The organism is Enterobacter sp. MGH 16, assembly GCF_000493175.1.
In the GTDB taxonomy this organism is placed as follows: Bacteria; Pseudomonadota; Gammaproteobacteria; order Enterobacterales; family Enterobacteriaceae; genus Enterobacter; species Enterobacter roggenkampii.
In genome coordinates this window covers 1,059,103-1,074,769 of record NZ_KI535695.1, presented here as the reverse complement: position 1 = coordinate 1,074,769, position 15,667 = coordinate 1,059,103, and the positions used below count along the sequence as shown (strand labels likewise).

Sequence of the window (15,667 nt, the reverse complement as noted above, 5' to 3'; positions counted from 1 at the left end):
GGATATTGCTATCGTTGCTGTCTTGTTTGTTATCGTTAGGTATTCACAACACAGTATCGGCAGCAGAGCGGGCAGGCCTTAGCGGAACGTTAATAAAAATTCTAACGCCATGACTCTACAAACATTCTCTGATGCGACTACAGGAGCATACCGCGCTGGCGGCGGCAGACAAGAGGGCAGGAAAGAAAAACCGCCGGTCCTGTCCACAGCGATTGCGCTTTTGTGGACAGGATCCCGGCGGTCTTAAGAGAGTGAACCGATTATTCGGTTGGTGCTGGCATTTTACCTTCCATCGCCGGACGTTCTGTCAGACGCTTCTCAAAATTCGCATTAAATTGTTTTTTCTGTTCCGGGGTCAGAATGTTGTAGATCTTGTTCTGGGTTTCCAGGTGAGCCAGCATGCGGGCTTTGTGCTGCTCGGCCATTTTGTCGATCTGCGCTTCGGCTTTCGCCTTGTCGAAGCTGTCGCTGGCGATGATGTCATGCATGGCACGACGCTCTTCCAGCGGCGGACGTTTCATCTGGTCGCGTTCGCTCTTCCGGATATCGCGGATCTGCTGTTTCTGTGCATCCGTCAGGTTGAGATCCTTAAACATCATCATCTCGCTGTGCATACCCGGGCCTTTATGATGCATCATCATTTTGCCTTCAGCAGGCGCGGCAGCGGTGGTGGTCGCAGTATCTGCGGCGAACGCCATGCTGGTAGCGCCCAGAGCCAGGGTAGAAGCAACAAACAGTGCAGTAAACTTACGCATAATTTATTTCCTTTCTTTCAGTTATTCTTCGGCGCTATGCCGTGTTGACGAGATTAACTTTACGGGGTTTATCGTCAATTAGTCAGAGCAACGGTAAAACAATGAAAGTGTAAAAAACAAATTTTCGCCAAATGTGGAGGAAATAAGGATAAAGCGTGGAGAGTTGCAACCAAAAATATTCAATACGATGATTTTAAAGCGATTTAGAAAAAGTATAACGGAGTGAAGGTGAATAATAAAGCAATTCACCAGGAATATTCTGCAAAACACGTTCACGCGCTTTAATTGCTAAGAAAAGGTATTTAACTTCCCCTCCCGGATGATGAGAGGGGAAAGGTTCAGGATATTTTTTCCAGCATCAGCCCGGCACGCAGGCCAAACGCGACGGTTGGGTTAGGGAATAAAACATACTCGGTGGTTTTCTGTACCTCGTAACGTTCCTCGCCGTCCTCGGCCAGCAGCGCCCCTTTGCGGAACGGGGTGAAGTTGAGGGTGTGTGCGGCCATGTGGAGCAGGAAGGCATCGCTGCGGCGCGTGATCTGCTGCACGACCCGGTAACGCTCAACGGTCTGGTGCGTATGCTCGGGAGCCGACCCGCCCAGCAGCGCCCGCAGGGCGAGATGCGTTGGCGCAAAGCGGGTGAGATCGTTTTGCCCAAACGGCAGCGCTTTCCCCAGCTCCAGCGTACAGGACAACGCACCAAAGTGCTCACAGGTGAAGTGCGTAAAGGTTCCGCCCGGCGACTGGTGAAACACCAGCGCCTCCAGCCCGGCATCTCCCAGCCAGCTCAGGAAATCTTCCTCCCACGGCTGATTGCGCTGCGGCAGCACGCCGAAGCGGACATGGTAGGACGCGCGGATGGCCGTATGCAGATCCAGATGCCAGCGCACGGGACCCGCAGCGGCAAAGAACGCGGTCACCACATTCTCCAGCCACGCCGCCCGCGCCGTTTCGTCACTCTGCGGAAACTGCGACCAGCGCCCGCCGAACATGCGGTTAATGTCGCTCACCAGATACCGTTTATTTTGCGCCAGCGCAGGGGGATTGCCGAGCACCACCAGCACGCGGCACTTCAGGGCAATTTCATTGCGATACAGCGCGCGCAGCAGCAGATCGACAATCTCAACGGGCGCCGTTTCATTCCCGTGAATGCCCGTTGAAAGCAGCAGCGAGAGATCGCTCTTTGCGGTCGGCGTCAGCTCAAGCACCCCGCGCCCCAGCCACCGCCAGCGAAATGAGGGGCCATCCCCCTCTTTCTGTTCCGGCGTTTCATCGGCCAGAGTCAGCGCCAGTAAATTTTCCATACCCACTCCTTTAGCGCTGGAACGGATAAACCGATCCCAGCTGCAGGATTGTCGACAACGCGTCCAGCGCCTCGCGACCTTCGCGCAGAAGCTGCGGGTCAACCAGATCGGCCTGCGTTAGCCGGTCGCGATAGTAGCGATCGACCCAGTCATTCAGGCGCGCAAAGAGCGTATCGTTCATCATGACCGCCGGATTAACCGCCTGCATTTCGTCCTGAGTCAAAACCACGCGCAGACGTAAACAGGCGGGACCACCGCCGTTGGCCATGCTTTCGCGCAGGTCAAATACGCGCAGTTCGTCAATCGGGTTATCCGCCTTCACCAGCTCGGTCAGGTAGCGCCATACGCCCTGATGATCCCGGGACTCCTGCGGCAGGACCAGCATCATGCTGCCGTCATCGCGGCTGAGCAGCTGGCTATTGAACAGATACGTTTCAACCGCGTCCTGCACGCTCACCGCCTCCGTTGGCACCTGGACAGGCGTGAAGCCGTGCACGCGCTCATGCAGCGTGGCGAGCAGCTTTTCCTGATGGGCAAACGCCTGCTCGTGGCAGAACAGCACCTGGCGGTTAGAAACGGCAATCACGTCGTTGTGGAACACGCCCTGGTCGATCACATGCGGGTTCTGCTGGGCAAAAATCACCTGGGAAGGATTCACCTGGTTCAGGCGGGCAACCGCCTGGCTGGCCGCCAGCGTCTGACGGGCAGGATAACGGGTTGGCGCGACGTGGCCCCCCTCTTCTCGCCCGTAAATAAACAGCTGCACACCCGGCTCGCCATAATCGCCCCCCAGGCGGTTATGGTTGGCCGCGCCTTCGTCGCCAAACATCGCCACCTGCGGCAGGGCCTGATGCACCGCGAAATGGGCGTCCTGGTTGAAAATGGCGCGCAGCACGCGCTCGGTGGTTTCCGCCTCGGTGGCGCGGTGAAACTTGTTATTCAGGTTCGCCACCGTCAGGTGGACTTTGCCATCCAGCGTATCGGCTGACGGCGCGACGGTTGCCGCGTTGGCGACCCACATCGAAGAGGCGGAGCTTGCCGCCGAGAGCAGGTGCGGCGTCTGCGTCCCCGCTTTTTCGACCACCTGCTCATCGGTACCGCTAAAGCCGAGCTGACGCAGTACCGCCACGTTCGGACGCTCCTGCGGCGGGATCACCGCCTGCGGGAAACCGGCATCCGCCAGCGCTTTCATCTTAAGCAGCCCCTGCTTCGCCGCCAGCTTCGGGTTGGAAACCTGAAAACGGTGCTTCGTGGAGGCTTCATTACCAAAAGAGAGACCGGCGTAGTGGTGCGTCAGCCCCACCAGCCCGTCAAAGTTGACTTCACGCGCTTTCATGACGGTCCCCTCCGGTAAAGTCCAGCCCCGGATTAAGCGTTTCCGGCAGCGTCAGCGCCGGGGTTTCCAGGCTCGCCATCGGCCAGGCACAGTAATCGGCGGCATACCACGCGCTGGCGCGATGGTTCCCCGACGCACCCACGCCGCCGAACGGCGCGGTGCTCGCGGCCCCGGTGAGCGGTTTATTCCAGTTCACAATCCCGGCGCGCGCTTCCAGCAGCAGTTGGTCAAACTTCTCGCGATGCGGCGAAATCAGCCCGCTCGACAGACCGTAGCGGGTGTTATTGGCCATTGCGATGGCGTCGTCAAAATCGTCATAGCGCCAGACGCACAGCAGCGGGCCAAAGACCTCTTCATCCGGCACGTTGCTCGCGCCGCTCATCTCAACGATGCCCGGCGTCAGCAGCGAGGCACCCGGCTGAACCTGTTTCGGTTCGAGCAGGGTTTTCGCGCAGCGCGTGACGTGGTCCTGCCAGGCCTTCAGCACGTTCAGCGCGGCCTGCTCGGAAATCAGCCCGCCGATAAACGGCTGCGGATCGGCATCCCACGCGGCTGGCACCAGACGCGCGCTCACCTCAACCAGACGTTTGAGGAACGCATCCCCCTGCGCGCCCCGTTTCACCAGGAGGCGGCGGGCGCAGGTGCAGCGTTGTCCGGCGGTAATAAAGGCGGACTGAATCGTCAGGTGCACCGCGGCGTCGATATCGTCAGGGTCTTCCACAATCAGCGGGTTGTTGCCGCCCATCTCGAGAGCAAGGATTTTTTCCGGCTGCCCCGCCAGCTGGCGATGCAGCTGATAGCCCGTCCCGGCGCTGCCGGTAAACAGCAGGCCGTCGATATCGCTCAGCGCGCTCAGCGCCTGGCCGGTTTCGCGTCCGCCCTGCACCAGATTCAGCACGCCCGGCGGCAGGCCAGCCTGTTCCCACAGCTTAACCACCGCCTCGCCGGTTAATGGGGTGAGCTCGCTCGGCTTGAAAATCACGGTATTGCCCGCCAGCAGCGCGGGCACAATGTGGCCATTCGGCAGATGCCCCGGGAAGTTGTACGGACCAAACACCGCCAGCACGCCGTGCGGACGGTGGCGCAGCGTGGCCGCGCCGTCCGGCATCTCGGTGTGCTGTTCGCCGGTGCGGGTGTGGTACGCCTTCACCGAAATGGCGACTTTGTTGATCATCGCTGTCACTTCGGTTGCCGCTTCCCAGCGCGGTTTACTGGTTTCAGACGCGATGATGCGCGTCAGTTCGGCCTTATTTGCCTCCAGCAGCCCGGCAAACTTTTCAACAAGCGCCTGGCGCACGGCGAAAGGCTGTTTTGCCCACGCCGGGAACGCGCGGCGAGCGGCATGGCAGGCCTGTTCCACCTGCGCGGCGCTGGCGTCGTTCCCCTTCCAGAGCACCTCTTTTCCTACCGGATTGGTCTTTACGCGCTGTTCGCCTTCGCCCGTGACCCAGTCACCGTTAATCCATAATGTCATGCTGTTTTCTCCTCAGGGCAGAGACGCACCAGGCGAACCTTATCGCCGGCGTTACATTTCAGGGCATCCAGTTCTGCAGCCGTCAGCACCAGACGTTCACATTTCGGGTTGGTCCGCACCAGCATCGCACGGAAGTTGGCGTAATTTTCGTTTGCCACCAGGCATGCCGGCCAGTCGCCCGGCGCGGGCTGGCCTTCAGAGACCTCAACCAGCCGGCTCTTACGGATCGCGCGCACGCGGTCGATATCGCACTCAAGCGTAGGCCCGCCGTCAAAGATGTCGACATAGTTACGGTAGCGGAAGCCCTCTTTCTCCAGCACCGCGCGGGCAGGCGCGGTTTGCGGATGCACTTCGCCGATCACCGCCTGCGCTTCCGGGCTGAGGAAATGGGTATAGATAGGATGTTTCGGCATCAGTTCGGCAATAAAGGCTTTCTGACCCGTGCCGCAGAGATAGTCCGCCCGGCTGAACTCCATCGAGAAGAAGCGCTCGCCCAGGCTCTCCCAGAACGGTGAATAGCCGGTGTCGTCGATCACGCCGCGCATCTCCGCAACCACCTTTTCGTTAAAGCGATCGCGGAAGGCGGCCATAAACATAAAGCGCGATTTGGAAAGCAGGTAGCCGTTGCCCTCCTTGCGCCACGCCGGGTCGAGGAACAGCGTGCAAAGCTCGCTGGCGCCCGTGTGGTCGTTGCAGAGGAACAGCGTCGGCAGCGCGTTATAGACGTTCAGCTCTTTCGAGGCATGAACCATGGTGCCGACGCGGTAGTTGTACCACGGGTCGTTAAGCCCGACGGCCACTTCGATGGCGCAGATCCCGGCCACGGTCCCCGTGTCGGTGTCTTCCAGCACGAACACATACCCCTGTTCGCTTTTTGGCAACGTCCCCTGCCAGGTTTGAAGGGCGCGCTCAATGCGCGCCGACAGCGTTTTTTCATCGGCAGGAAGCGAGGTCAGCCCGCCTCCCGTCTTACCGGCAAGCTGCATGAGCCCGGCGAGATCGCCGCGCTCAACGGGACGGATGACCATCATGATGACACCCCGGATTTCACCTTTTCACACGCCAGCGCAAAGCGGTCCAGACCGGTTTGCACCTCTTCCTCGCTGACAATCAGCGCGGGAGCAAAACGCACGACGTTGGCACCGGCAATCAGCACCATCACACCCACTTTTGCCGCTTCCTGTGAAATAAGTTTAGCTTTTCCGGCAAACTCAGCGGTGAGCTCGCAGCCGATTAACAGCCCCAGGCCACGAATTTCTTTAAACAGGCCAACCTTGCCGTTGATGGCATTCAGGCGCTCAACAAACCAGTCGTGGCGCTGCTTAACGCCCTTCAGCACCTCAGGGGTATTAATGATGTCGAGCACCTGTCCGGCAACGGCGGTGGCCAGCGGGTTGCCGCCGTAGGTGGTGCCGTGGGTGCCGACGGTCATCACGCTGGCGAATTTATCGGTGGTCAGCGTTGCGCCAATCGGGAAGCCGCCGCCCAGCGCTTTGGCGGTCGACAGCACGTCCGGCGTGACGCCGTAGTGCATATAGGCATACAGCTCGCCGGTGCGGCCCACGCCGGTCTGCACTTCGTCGAAAATCAGCACCGCGTTATGACGATCGCACAGCTCGCGCAGCCCCTGCAGGAATTCCTTTTTCGCCGGAAGCACGCCGCCCTCGCCCTGCATCGGCTCGACGATCACCGCACAGGTGGTGTCGTTAATCAGCTCGCTGGCAGACTGCAGATCGTTATAAATACCGTGACGGATATCCGGCGGCAGCGGTGCGAAATCCTGCGAGTAGGAAGGCTGGCCACCCGCGCTGACGGTAAAGAGCGTGCGTCCGTGGAAGGCATTTTTAAACGCCACGATACCGCTCTTGTGGGTACCAAACTTATCGTGCGCATATTTGCGCGCCAGCTTCAGCGCCGCTTCGTTGGCTTCCGCCCCCGAGTTACAGAAAAAGACTTTTTCGGCAAACGTCGCGTCGATCAGTTTTTTGGCCAGGCGCAGCGCAGGCTCGTTGGTAAAGCCGTTGCCGGTATGCCAGAACTTCGCCGCCTGGTCATTGAGCGCCTGACGCAGCGCCGGGTGCGCATGCCCCAGCGCGTTCACCGCAATCCCACCGGCAAAGTCGATATACTCTTTACCCTGCTGATCCCACAGGCGCGAGCCTTCCCCACGAACCGGAATAAAAGCCGCCGGAGCGTAAACCGGCATCATCCATTCATCGAAATTTTCACGCGTAATTGACAGAGACATAGCGACCTCATCCGGTAAATAAAAGGTTATTTGAATGTTAAATAATTGAGTGTTTGCACTGTGAATGTAGATTGCAGCCTTCGTGCCAGCCAGCGATAAAAATGCATAAACGGGTTGAGAGGACAGAATATCAATAAGTTACAACATGGAGTTATTCACTATTAGTGCATAAAAAGTGAATATTTTTACGACAAGCGGCGCTTTGCCGCATGAAAATCAGAAAGAGTATGCACAGGCCAAATATAATTCTGGAATTGTGATCGCTCGCGAAATTTATCGGCCATTTACGCCCTCTTTGGGGGCGAAGCGCGTCAGAATGGTGCAAATATTGCACCACCGGCATTATCTGTTGCAGTTATTGGTCGAAGCCGGTAACAGTTGACGCAAATTCTGCTACCATCCTTGCACTATTCACCTTGCACTGGCAGCGACTATGAAATTTGTCTCTTTTAATATCAACGGCCTGCGTGCCCGCCCTCATCAGCTTGAAGCTATCGTTGAGCAACATCAGCCAGATGTGATCGGCCTGCAGGAGACAAAGGTTCACGACGACATGTTCCCCCTCGAAGAGGTGGCGAAACTCGGCTACAACGTCTTTTATCACGGCCAGAAAGGTCACTACGGCGTCGCGCTGCTGACCAAAGCGCCACCGGTTTCCGTGCGTCGCGGCTTCCCGGGCGACGGTGAAGAAGCACAGCGTCGCATTATCATGGCGGAAGTCCCTTCTGAGATCGGCAATATCACGGTCATCAACGGCTATTTCCCGCAGGGTGAGAGCCGTGACCATGAGACCAAATTCCCGGCTAAAGCGAAGTTTTATCAGGATCTGCAGGACTACCTGACCACCGAACTCAAAAAAGAGAATCCGGTGCTGATCATGGGCGACATGAATATCAGCCCGACGGATTTCGATATCGGTATTGGCGAAGAGAACCGCAAACGCTGGCTGCGCACCGGCAAATGCTCCTTCCTGCCGGAAGAGCGTGAGTGGATGGAGCGCCTGCTGGGCTGGGGCCTGGTGGATACCTTCCGCAATGCCAACCCGGAAACGCAGGATCGCTTCTCCTGGTTTGACTACCGCTCCAAAGGCTTTGACGACAACCGCGGCCTGCGTATCGATCTTCTGCTCGCCAGTACACCGCTGGCCGAGCGCTGCATCGAAACCGGGATCGACTACGACATCCGCAGCATGGAAAAACCGTCTGACCACGCGCCGGTGTGGGCTAAATTCAAGCTGTAATGACGCGTGAACCTTTCAAAAACACTCTTCCTGTGCGCCCTTCTGGGCGCCTTTATTCTGGCGTTTATCATGCTTCCGCCGGGAACCCTCTCCCTGGAAGGGATTAAAACGCACCAGCAGGCATTACTCTCCTATGTCGACCACTCGCCGCTGCGCAGCGCGTTGATCTTCTTTGCGGTCTATGTGGCGGTCTCCGCCCTCTCTATACCCGGCGCGGCGATCCTGCCCCTGCTGGGCGGGACGTTGTTTAGCCTGTGGGAAGGCACTGTGCTGGTCTCGTTTGCCTCCACACTCGGGGCCACGCTGGCGATGCTCGCCAGCCGCTATCTTTTGCGCGACTGGGTGCAACGGCGGTTTGCCCGGCAGATGGGTACGGTGAATACCGGCATGGCGCGCGACGGCGCGGGCTATCTTTTTGCCCTGCGCCTGATGCCGCTGTTCCCGTTTTTCCTGGTGAATTTGCTGATGGGGCTGACCCGCATGGGAGTATTTCGCTACTGGTGGGTCAGCCAGCTCGCCATGCTGCCCGCCACGATTATCTTTCTGAACGCCGGGCGCGAGCTGGGAAAAGTGACCTCGCTGCGCGATATTTTGTCGCCGGGCATGCTATTCGCCTTTACACTACTGGGGTTATTGCCGTTGGTCACCCGCCGGCTGTTTTCCCGTTATCTCCCGTCTGCTAAAAAGTGAGGCATTATGCGCCGTGTGCGTTTTTGCGCGTTTCTGACCGGGCTGCTGCTGGCAGCCCCTCTGTATGCCGCCGACGGCTGGCAGGCCATTCAGCAACAGGCCAAAGGCCAGACCGTCTGGTTTAACGCCTGGGGCGGCGATCCGGCGGTCAACCGCTATCTGGAGTGGGTCAGCGGCGAGATGCAAACGCACTATGCCATTACCCTTAAAATTGTCCCGCTGGCGGATGCTGCCGACGCGGTAAAACGTATTCAGACCGAAGCCGCCGCGGGGCGCAAGACCAACGGCTCCGTCGACCTGCTGTGGGTTAACGGCGAGAACTTCCGCACGCTGAAAGAGGCAAACCTGCTGGAGACCGGATGGGCGCAGACGTTGCCCAACTGGCGCTATGTTGATACCCGCAAACCGGTTACGGAGGATTTTGCTATCCCCACAGACGGCGCGGAATCGCCGTGGGGCGGCGCGCAGCTGACCTTTATCGCCCGCAAAGCCAGCATGCCGGCGCCGCCTGTGGATCCTCAGGCGCTGCTGGCTTACGCGCAGCAGCATCCGGGCAAGATCAGCTATCCTCGCCCGCCCGATTTTACCGGCACGGCATTTCTTGAGCAGCTGCTGATGACGCTAACCGCTCACCCGGAGGCGCTGCAAAAGGCCCCCGATAGCACCTTTGCCGAGGTCACGGCCCCGCTCTGGGATTATCTGGACACGCTCCACCCGCTGCTGTGGCGCGAAGGGAAAGATTTTCCCCCTTCTCCTGCACGGATGGATGCCCTGCTTGCCAGCGGCAGCCTGAATCTGTCGCTGACCTTTAACCCGGCCCATGCGCAGCAGAAAGTGGCGAGCGGCGAACTGCCCGCCGACAGCTATAGCTTTGGTTTTCAGGGCGGGATGCTCGGCAACGTCCATTTTGTGGCGATTCCGGCCAACGCCAGCGCGAGCGCGGGGGCGAAAATGGTCGCCAATTTCCTGCTGTCGCCGCAGGCGCAGATCCGCAAAGCTGACCCGGCCATCTGGGGCGATCCGAGCGTGCTGGATGCGAAAACGCTGCCCGAAGAAGAAGCCAGACAGCTGATGGCCCACACGCCTCAGGGGCTGCCGAAGGTGCTTGCCGAGCCGCAGTCCGCCTGGGTGAACGCACTGGAGCAGGAATGGCTGCGTCGTTACGGCACCCGCTGAGCGGTCTCGTCTGGCTGGCGATGGCGGTGATTTATCTGCCGATCCTGCCCGCCGGCGCCATGCTGCTTGCCCCGGCGTTTTCGCTGACAAACTGGCAGCGACTGCTGAACGATCCGCAGCTCCCGCAGGCGGCTGTCGCCACGCTGGTCTCAACGCTCATCGCCACGCTGGGGGCGTTGTTCATTGCTCTTCTCCTCGTCAGCCTTCTCTGGCCCGGTAAACGCTGGCGACGTCTCACAACCCGCCTGCCGTGGCTGCTGGCGATCCCCCATGTGGCGTTCGCCACCGGCGCGCTACTGCTGTTTGCCGAGGGCGGACTGTTTTATCAGGTCTGCACCGTCTGTTCGCCGCCGTTTGACCGCTACGGTGCCGGGCTGGGGCTGACGCTCGCGGTCAAAGAGAGCGCGTTTGTCCTGTGGGCGATTTATGCCGTACTGCCGGAAAAACGGCTCGCGCAGCAGAAGATCGTCCTGCAGACGCTCGGCTACGGGCGATTTCAGACGCTGAGCTGGCTGATTCTGCCAGCTATCGCGCCCGTCCTCGGGGCAGTCATGCTGGCGGTGCTGGCATGGTCGCTGTCGGTCGTGGACGTGGCGATCGTTCTCGGGCCCGGCAACCCGCCTACCCTGGCCGTGCTGGCCTGGCAGTGGTTAAGCCAGGGCGACGCGCAGCAGCAGGCAAAAGGGACGCTGCTGTGCCTGCTTCTCCTTCTGCTGCTGGCCGCGCTTGCCGCTCTGGGATACGGACTCTGGAAGGCATGGGTTCGCACACTTGCGGACCTCACCGGAACGCGTCCCCGGTCGCAGCGCGTCCTGCCTGAGCGGGCACTGAGCGGGTTTCTGCCCGCCTGCGGCGTCCTGTGCGCCGCAGTACTGCTGATGCTGGCGCAACGGGATGACGTTGGCCCGGTGGGAACTAGCCTTTTCTTCGGTCTGCTTTCAGCCCTGATTGCCCTGGTCGTCGGGTTACTCTGGCTGGAGTGGGGCCCGCAGCGCGGCACGCTGTGGGTATGGTTACCGCTCGCCCTTCCGGCCCTCCCGCTCGTCACCGGCCAGTATGCCATTGCGTTGCACCTGGGCATCGACGGGCACTACGCCGCCGTGCTCTGGAGCCACCTCCTGTGGGTATTGCCGTGGATGCTGCTGGTGCTGCAACCCGCCTGGCGCCGGATCGATCCCCGGCTTATTCTCACCGCCAGAACCCTCGGCTGGCGACGGACAAAAATCTTTTTACTGCTGAAATGCCCGCTGCTGGTGCGCCCTGCGCTACTGGCCTTTGCCACCGGCTTTTCCGTCAGCATGGCGCAATACATGCCGACGCTGTGGCTGGGCGCGGGGCGTTTCGCCACGCTGACCACCGAAACCGTCGCGCTCAGCAGCGGGGGCAGCATCCCAATTCTCGCTAACCGGGCGCTGGGATTACTGCTGGTCACGGGCACGGTGTTTGGTGCTGCTGCCCTGCTATCCCGGCTCGTGGGCCGCTACCGACAAGGGTTACGTTAATGCTGAAGGTAAAAAATCTCACCATCGAACCGCTTTTCCGCGAGGTCAGTTTTTGCGTGCCCCGGGGGGAGATCGTCACCCTGATGGGGCCGTCCGGCAGCGGAAAGTCGACCCTTTTTGCCTGGATGGTCGGCTCGCTGTCAGACGATTTCCAGGCGCGGGGCGAACTGTGGCTCGACGCGCGTCGCTGCGACGCGCTTCCCGTGGAGTCCCGCGGGCTGGGTATTCTCTTTCAGGACGCGCTGCTGTTCGACCAGTTCAGCGTCGGGCAGAATTTGCTGCTGGCGCTGCCCGAGCGCATCACAGGACACGCGAGGCGGGAGGCGGTCAAGCAGACGCTGGATTCCGCCGGGCTGAGCGGCCATTACGCCAGCGATCCAGCCACCCTCTCCGGCGGGGAGCGTGCCCGGGTCAGCCTGCTGCGGGCCCTGCTCGCGGAGCCGCAGGCGCTGCTGCTGGATGAACCGTTCAGCCGCCTCGATAAAGCGTTACGGGCCACGTTTCGGGCATGGGTATTTGACGCCGTCCGCGCGCGCAATATTCCGGCGGTGCTGGTCACGCACGATGAGGACGATATTCCACCCGGCGGCGAGCTGATTGAGATTTCTCGCTGGCAATAATGTGCTAACGCAATGTTTTCCGATTCGGGAGAGACGACAATGCCCCCCTCTTTTACTGACGTCAGGTTATTCGATGAAACGTGTTTCTCAACTGACCGCGCTGGCCCTGCTCTGCGGCCTCGCTTCTTTTTCCTCGCTGGCGGCTGATATGCCCAGCGCCATCACGCTGTCTCAGCTTCAGGCACAGCACGGCACGCCTGTCGACACACGCGCCAGCGCCTTCTATAACGGCTGGCCGCAGACGCTTAGCGGCCCCTCCGGGCATGAACCCGCCGCGCTCAACCTTGCTGCTGCCTGGCTCAGCGCCATGAGCGACGAGCAGATTGCGCTGTGGGCAAAACAGCATCAGCTTACCCCTGCGACGACCATCGCCCTGTACGGCGACGAGAACGATAACCAGGCGGTGAAAGCCCGCCTGGAGAAAGCCGGGTACCGCCACGTTTCGCTGCTCAGCGATGCTCTGCAGACGCCCGAGCGCCTTCAGCGCCTGCCTCACTTTGAACAGCTGGTTTACCCGCAGTGGATCCACCGGCTCCAGCAGGGTAAACCCGTGGCTGCCGCACCGGCGGGCGACTGGAAAGTGATCGAAGCCGCCTGGGGTGCACCGAAGTTTTACCTGCTGAACCACATTCCCGGCGCGGGCTATATCGACACCAACGAGGTGGAAAGCGAACCGCTGTGGAATAAAGTCTCCGACGACAAGCTGAGAGCGATGCTGGCGAAGCACGGGATCCGTCACGATACTACCGTCATTTTGTATGGCCGCGACGTCTACGCCGCCGCGCGCGTGGCGCAGATTATGCTGTATGCGGGCGTGAAGGATGTGCGTATTCTCGACGGCGGCTGGAAGGCGTGGTCAGATGCAGGCCTGCCGGTTGAGCGCGGTACGCCCGGTAAAGTGACGCCCGCCCCCGATTTCGGCGCGCCGATCCCCGGTCAGCCGCAGCTGATGGTGGATATGGAACAGGCGCGCGGCATGCTGCACCGTCAGGATGCCTCTCTGGTCAGCATACGCTCGTGGCCGGAGTTCATCGGCGAAACCAGCGGCTACAGCTACATCAAGCCAAAAGGTGAAATTGCCGGTGCCCGCTGGGGTCACGCGGGCAGCGATGCCACCCACATGGAGGATTTCCATAACCCGGATGGCACCATGCGCAGCGCTGACGACATCGCCGCCCAGTGGAAGCGCTGGAATATTCTGCCGGAACAGCACGTCGCGTTTTACTGCGGCACCGGCTGGCGGGCGTCTGAAACCTTTATGTACGCCCGGGCGATGGGCTGGAAGAATATCGCCGTCTATGACGGCGGCTGGTACGAATGGAGCAGTCATCCGCAGAACCCGGTGACGACCGGTGAGCGCGGGCCTGAAAGCGCGCGCTAAGGGTTAAGTGACTTCAGCGTCACGTAGCCGCTCCAGATGCGCGTTGTGGTGGTCAGCCAGCACAGCGCGCCGAATACCCACGCGAAGAGCGTAAAGTGCGCAGGAAAAAGGCAGCACAGCACAAACAGCACGATGGTCTCCGTCCCTTCCGTTAACCCGCCGATGTAATAAAACGACTTGTGCGCATAGCCGGGGTTGTCGATGTCGTGCTTCGCGGCCAGGGCCGCAAACGCCAGAAAACTGCTGCCGGTCCCGATAAACGCGAACAGCAGCCAGGCGGCTGCCAGCGCATTTTCCGCCGGTGCTGCCAGCGCAAAGCCAAACGGCACCAGGGCGTAGAACAGAAAGTCGAGCGCGATATCGAGAAATCCCCCCGCATCGCTCAGCCCTCTGCGGCGCGCCAGCGCCCCGTCCAGACCGTCCAGCAGACGGTTAAGCACGATGGCGACCAGCGCCGCCGGATACCAGCCGAGGGCCAGAAACGGCAGCGCCAGCACGCCGATGGCAAACCCGGTCAGGGTTAATCCGTCTGGCGTGATGCCCGGCCTGTCCAGCATAGAGACCAGACGATTCAGAGCCGGTTTTATCCGCGGGTGAAGATGGCGATCAAGCATGGGGCGTCTCGTTAAAGGTGGCGCATAGCCCCTGCGCCGGAATATCCAGCGCGGCGTTAAAGCGGGCAGAGAGATTCTGAAAGGCAATGAGCGCCGTCATCTCGGTGATGGCATCTTCCGTAAAGTGGCGCTTCAGCGCCGTTCTGATGGCCTCATCCGCCCGGGGCGGCGTGGCGGTCACCGCCTCGGCGTAGGCCAGCGCCGCGCGCTCCTGCTCCGTGAACAAGGCGGATGCCTGCCAGTCGCTCACGGCCTGCACCTTTTCCAGCGCACCGCAGCGCTCGGCCAGCCGCAGGCTGTTGGCATCAATACAGAAAGCGCAGTGGCAGAGCTGGGACACCCGCGTCATGAGCAGCGAACGCAGCACGGGTGACAGGCGCGCGCGACGACGCTCCAGAAAACCGACGAACAGCGCCACCAGCCAGAACAGACGCGGCATGCGCCCCCACCAGCGCGTGGGATTCAGCACGGCGCCAAAATGCTTTTTCTGCATCACGGCAATCGGTCTAAGGCTGGCGGGAAGGGATTCGATAGGGGCAACCCAGGCGGTGGTCTCTTTCACCTGATTCTCCTGATTACTGGACTCTGAGAAAGGGCACGATAATATGTCTTTTTTCGCTATCAATTATTGACGACCATGCTGAAAACACTCGATGTCGTTGCCGCCATCATCGAAAAAGACGACAAAATTTTACTGGCGCAGCGCCCTGCCCACGCCGACCAGCCGGGCATGTGGGAATTTGCAGGCGGCAAAGTCGAGGCGGGTGAAACCCAGCCCGAGGCGCTTATCCGCGAGCTGCGCGAAGAGTTGGGTATTGAAGCGCTGCCCGCGCAATACGTGGCAAGCCACCAGCGTGTAGTCTCGCAGCGCTTAATCAACCTGCACGCCTGGCACGTTCCTGCGTTTAGCGGTGCGCTCACGGCGCACTACCACAGCGCGCTGGCATGGTGTACGCCGGAAGAGGCGTTTGGCTACGCCTTAGCCCCCGCGGATATTCCCCTGTTGGAAGCGTTTATTGTTTTACGCGACGCCAGACCAGCGGGTTCGTGCTGATGGCGCGCTCGTCGCGCTGGCACTGCAGCAGCACGCCATCCGCCTTCACGACGGCCCCTTCAGAATAGTTTTGATCCTGATAAATACAGCACTGGTTACACGGCTGCGCACGCTGGCCGCTGGAGCTAAACACTTCTGGCGGCACATTCACTTCCACGTCCGGGCGAATGCGGTCAGCCTGCGCGCCTGCGGTAAAGATCAAACATAACGCGGTAAGTACATAACGGTTCATAGACACATCTTCCTGTTGTTCCCTTGATAATGACTATAACG

The 15,667-nt window shown here is 60.3% G+C and carries 16 protein-coding genes; 7 read left to right on the top strand and 9 right to left on the bottom strand.

Going from position 1 to position 15,667, the window contains the following annotated elements; all coding sequences use genetic code 11:
- Positions 1-260 precede the first annotated feature (260 nt).
- From spy to L362_RS17525, 6 genes are all read right to left on the bottom strand, one after another.
- Positions 261-755, bottom strand: coding sequence for an ATP-independent periplasmic protein-refolding chaperone Spy (gene spy / locus L362_RS17500; protein ID WP_023343928.1), 495 nt, complete (start codon positions 753-755; stop codon positions 261-263).
- A 338-nt stretch (positions 756-1,093) separates the two neighbouring features.
- Positions 1,094-2,059, bottom strand: a complete 966-nt coding sequence (astE, locus tag L362_RS17505; RefSeq protein ID WP_008500683.1) for a succinylglutamate desuccinylase — start codon at positions 2,057-2,059, stop codon at positions 1,094-1,096.
- 10 nt (positions 2,060-2,069) lie between these two features.
- On the bottom strand, positions 2,070-3,395 hold the full coding sequence (gene astB / locus L362_RS17510) for an N-succinylarginine dihydrolase (protein ID WP_023343927.1): 1,326 nt from the start codon (positions 3,393-3,395) through the stop codon (positions 2,070-2,072).
- Positions 3,382-4,869 (bottom strand): succinylglutamate-semialdehyde dehydrogenase, encoded by a 1,488-nt coding sequence (gene astD / locus L362_RS17515; protein WP_023343926.1) that lies wholly within the window; start codon positions 4,867-4,869, stop codon positions 3,382-3,384. The genes astB and astD overlap by 14 nt, the downstream gene beginning before the upstream one ends.
- Positions 4,866-5,900 carry an arginine N-succinyltransferase gene (gene astA, locus L362_RS17520; RefSeq protein WP_008500686.1) on the bottom strand — a complete coding sequence of 345 codons (1,035 nt, stop codon included), beginning with the start codon at positions 5,898-5,900 and terminating at the stop codon, positions 4,866-4,868. The genes astD and astA overlap by 4 nt, the downstream gene beginning before the upstream one ends.
- A complete protein-coding gene (locus L362_RS17525; protein WP_008500687.1) occupies positions 5,897-7,117 on the bottom strand; it encodes a succinylornithine/acetylornithine transaminase in 1,221 nt (406 codons plus the stop codon). Before L362_RS17525 ends, astA begins: the two co-directional genes overlap by 4 nt.
- Before the next feature lie 433 nt (positions 7,118-7,550).
- On the opposite strand from L362_RS17525, the gene xthA reads away from it, so the two are divergent.
- From xthA to L362_RS17555, 6 genes are all read left to right on the top strand, one after another.
- Positions 7,551-8,357, top strand: coding sequence for an exodeoxyribonuclease III (xthA, locus tag L362_RS17530; RefSeq protein ID WP_023343925.1), 807 nt, complete (start codon positions 7,551-7,553; stop codon positions 8,355-8,357).
- A 6-nt stretch (positions 8,358-8,363) separates the two neighbouring features.
- Positions 8,364-9,047 carry a TVP38/TMEM64 family protein gene (locus L362_RS17535; protein WP_023343924.1) on the top strand — a complete coding sequence of 228 codons (684 nt, stop codon included), beginning with the start codon at positions 8,364-8,366 and terminating at the stop codon, positions 9,045-9,047.
- 15 nt (positions 9,048-9,062) lie between these two features.
- Positions 9,063-10,223, top strand: coding sequence for an ABC transporter substrate-binding protein (locus tag L362_RS17540; RefSeq protein ID WP_050583067.1), 1,161 nt, complete (start codon positions 9,063-9,065; stop codon positions 10,221-10,223).
- Entirely contained in the window at positions 10,196-11,725 is a 1,530-nt protein-coding gene (locus L362_RS17545) for an ABC transporter permease family protein (protein WP_023343922.1), read from the top strand. The genes L362_RS17540 and L362_RS17545 overlap by 28 nt, the downstream gene beginning before the upstream one ends.
- The gene (locus L362_RS17550; protein ID WP_023343921.1) at positions 11,725-12,345 is read left to right on the top strand and encodes an ATP-binding cassette domain-containing protein; all 621 of its coding nucleotides are present in this window, start codon (positions 11,725-11,727) and stop codon (positions 12,343-12,345) included. The genes L362_RS17545 and L362_RS17550 overlap by 1 nt, the downstream gene beginning before the upstream one ends.
- Before the next feature lie 73 nt (positions 12,346-12,418).
- Positions 12,419-13,726 (top strand): sulfurtransferase, encoded by a 1,308-nt coding sequence (locus L362_RS17555; protein WP_023343920.1) that lies wholly within the window; start codon positions 12,419-12,421, stop codon positions 13,724-13,726.
- On the opposite strand, the gene L362_RS17560 is transcribed toward L362_RS17555, so the two are convergent.
- Entirely contained in the window at positions 13,723-14,340 is a 618-nt protein-coding gene (locus tag L362_RS17560; protein ID WP_023343919.1) for a CDP-alcohol phosphatidyltransferase family protein, read from the bottom strand. The genes L362_RS17555 and L362_RS17560 overlap by 4 nt on opposite strands.
- Positions 14,333-14,902 carry a carboxymuconolactone decarboxylase family protein gene (locus L362_RS17565; protein WP_023343918.1) on the bottom strand — a complete coding sequence of 190 codons (570 nt, stop codon included), beginning with the start codon at positions 14,900-14,902 and terminating at the stop codon, positions 14,333-14,335. The genes L362_RS17560 and L362_RS17565 overlap by 8 nt, the downstream gene beginning before the upstream one ends.
- Positions 14,903-14,977: 75 nt before the next feature.
- Between L362_RS17565 and L362_RS17570 the strand changes: the two genes are divergently transcribed.
- Complete coding sequence (locus tag L362_RS17570) at positions 14,978-15,394, top strand: pyrimidine (deoxy)nucleoside triphosphate diphosphatase (protein WP_023292696.1); 417 nt, start codon at positions 14,978-14,980, stop codon at positions 15,392-15,394.
- Here the strand turns inward: L362_RS17570 and L362_RS17575 are convergent.
- Positions 15,354-15,626, bottom strand: coding sequence for a YnjH family protein (locus L362_RS17575; protein ID WP_023343917.1), 273 nt, complete (start codon positions 15,624-15,626; stop codon positions 15,354-15,356). The two genes, L362_RS17570 and L362_RS17575, sit on opposite strands and share 41 nt — an antisense overlap.
- Positions 15,627-15,667 lie beyond the last annotated feature (41 nt).

Bases quoted from the DNA above. Each gene is read 5' to 3' on its own strand.
- L362_RS17550 (WP_023343921.1), top strand. From the start codon at position 11,725: ATGCTGAAGGTAAAAAATCTCACCATCGAACCGCTTTTCCGCGAGGTC.
- astD (WP_023343926.1), bottom strand. From the start codon at position 4,869: ATGACATTATGGATTAACGGTGACTGGGTCACGGGCGAAGGCGAACAG.
- astA (WP_008500686.1), bottom strand. From the start codon at position 5,900: ATGATGGTCATCCGTCCCGTTGAGCGCGGCGATCTCGCCGGGCTCATG.
- L362_RS17575 (WP_023343917.1), bottom strand. From the start codon at position 15,626: ATGAACCGTTATGTACTTACCGCGTTATGTTTGATCTTTACCGCAGGC.
- L362_RS17525 (WP_008500687.1), bottom strand. From the start codon at position 7,117: ATGTCTCTGTCAATTACGCGTGAAAATTTCGATGAATGGATGATGCCG.
- astB (WP_023343927.1), bottom strand. From the start codon at position 3,395: ATGAAAGCGCGTGAAGTCAACTTTGACGGGCTGGTGGGGCTGACGCAC.
- L362_RS17545 (WP_023343922.1), top strand. From the start codon at position 10,196: ATGGCTGCGTCGTTACGGCACCCGCTGAGCGGTCTCGTCTGGCTGGCG.
- spy (WP_023343928.1), bottom strand. From the start codon at position 755: ATGCGTAAGTTTACTGCACTGTTTGTTGCTTCTACCCTGGCTCTGGGC.
- xthA (WP_023343925.1), top strand. From the start codon at position 7,551: ATGAAATTTGTCTCTTTTAATATCAACGGCCTGCGTGCCCGCCCTCAT.
- L362_RS17570 (WP_023292696.1), top strand. From the start codon at position 14,978: ATGCTGAAAACACTCGATGTCGTTGCCGCCATCATCGAAAAAGACGAC.
- L362_RS17555 (WP_023343920.1), top strand. From the start codon at position 12,419: ATGAAACGTGTTTCTCAACTGACCGCGCTGGCCCTGCTCTGCGGCCTC.
- astE (WP_008500683.1), bottom strand. From the start codon at position 2,059: ATGGAAAATTTACTGGCGCTGACTCTGGCCGATGAAACGCCGGAACAG.
- L362_RS17560 (WP_023343919.1), bottom strand. From the start codon at position 14,340: ATGCTTGATCGCCATCTTCACCCGCGGATAAAACCGGCTCTGAATCGT.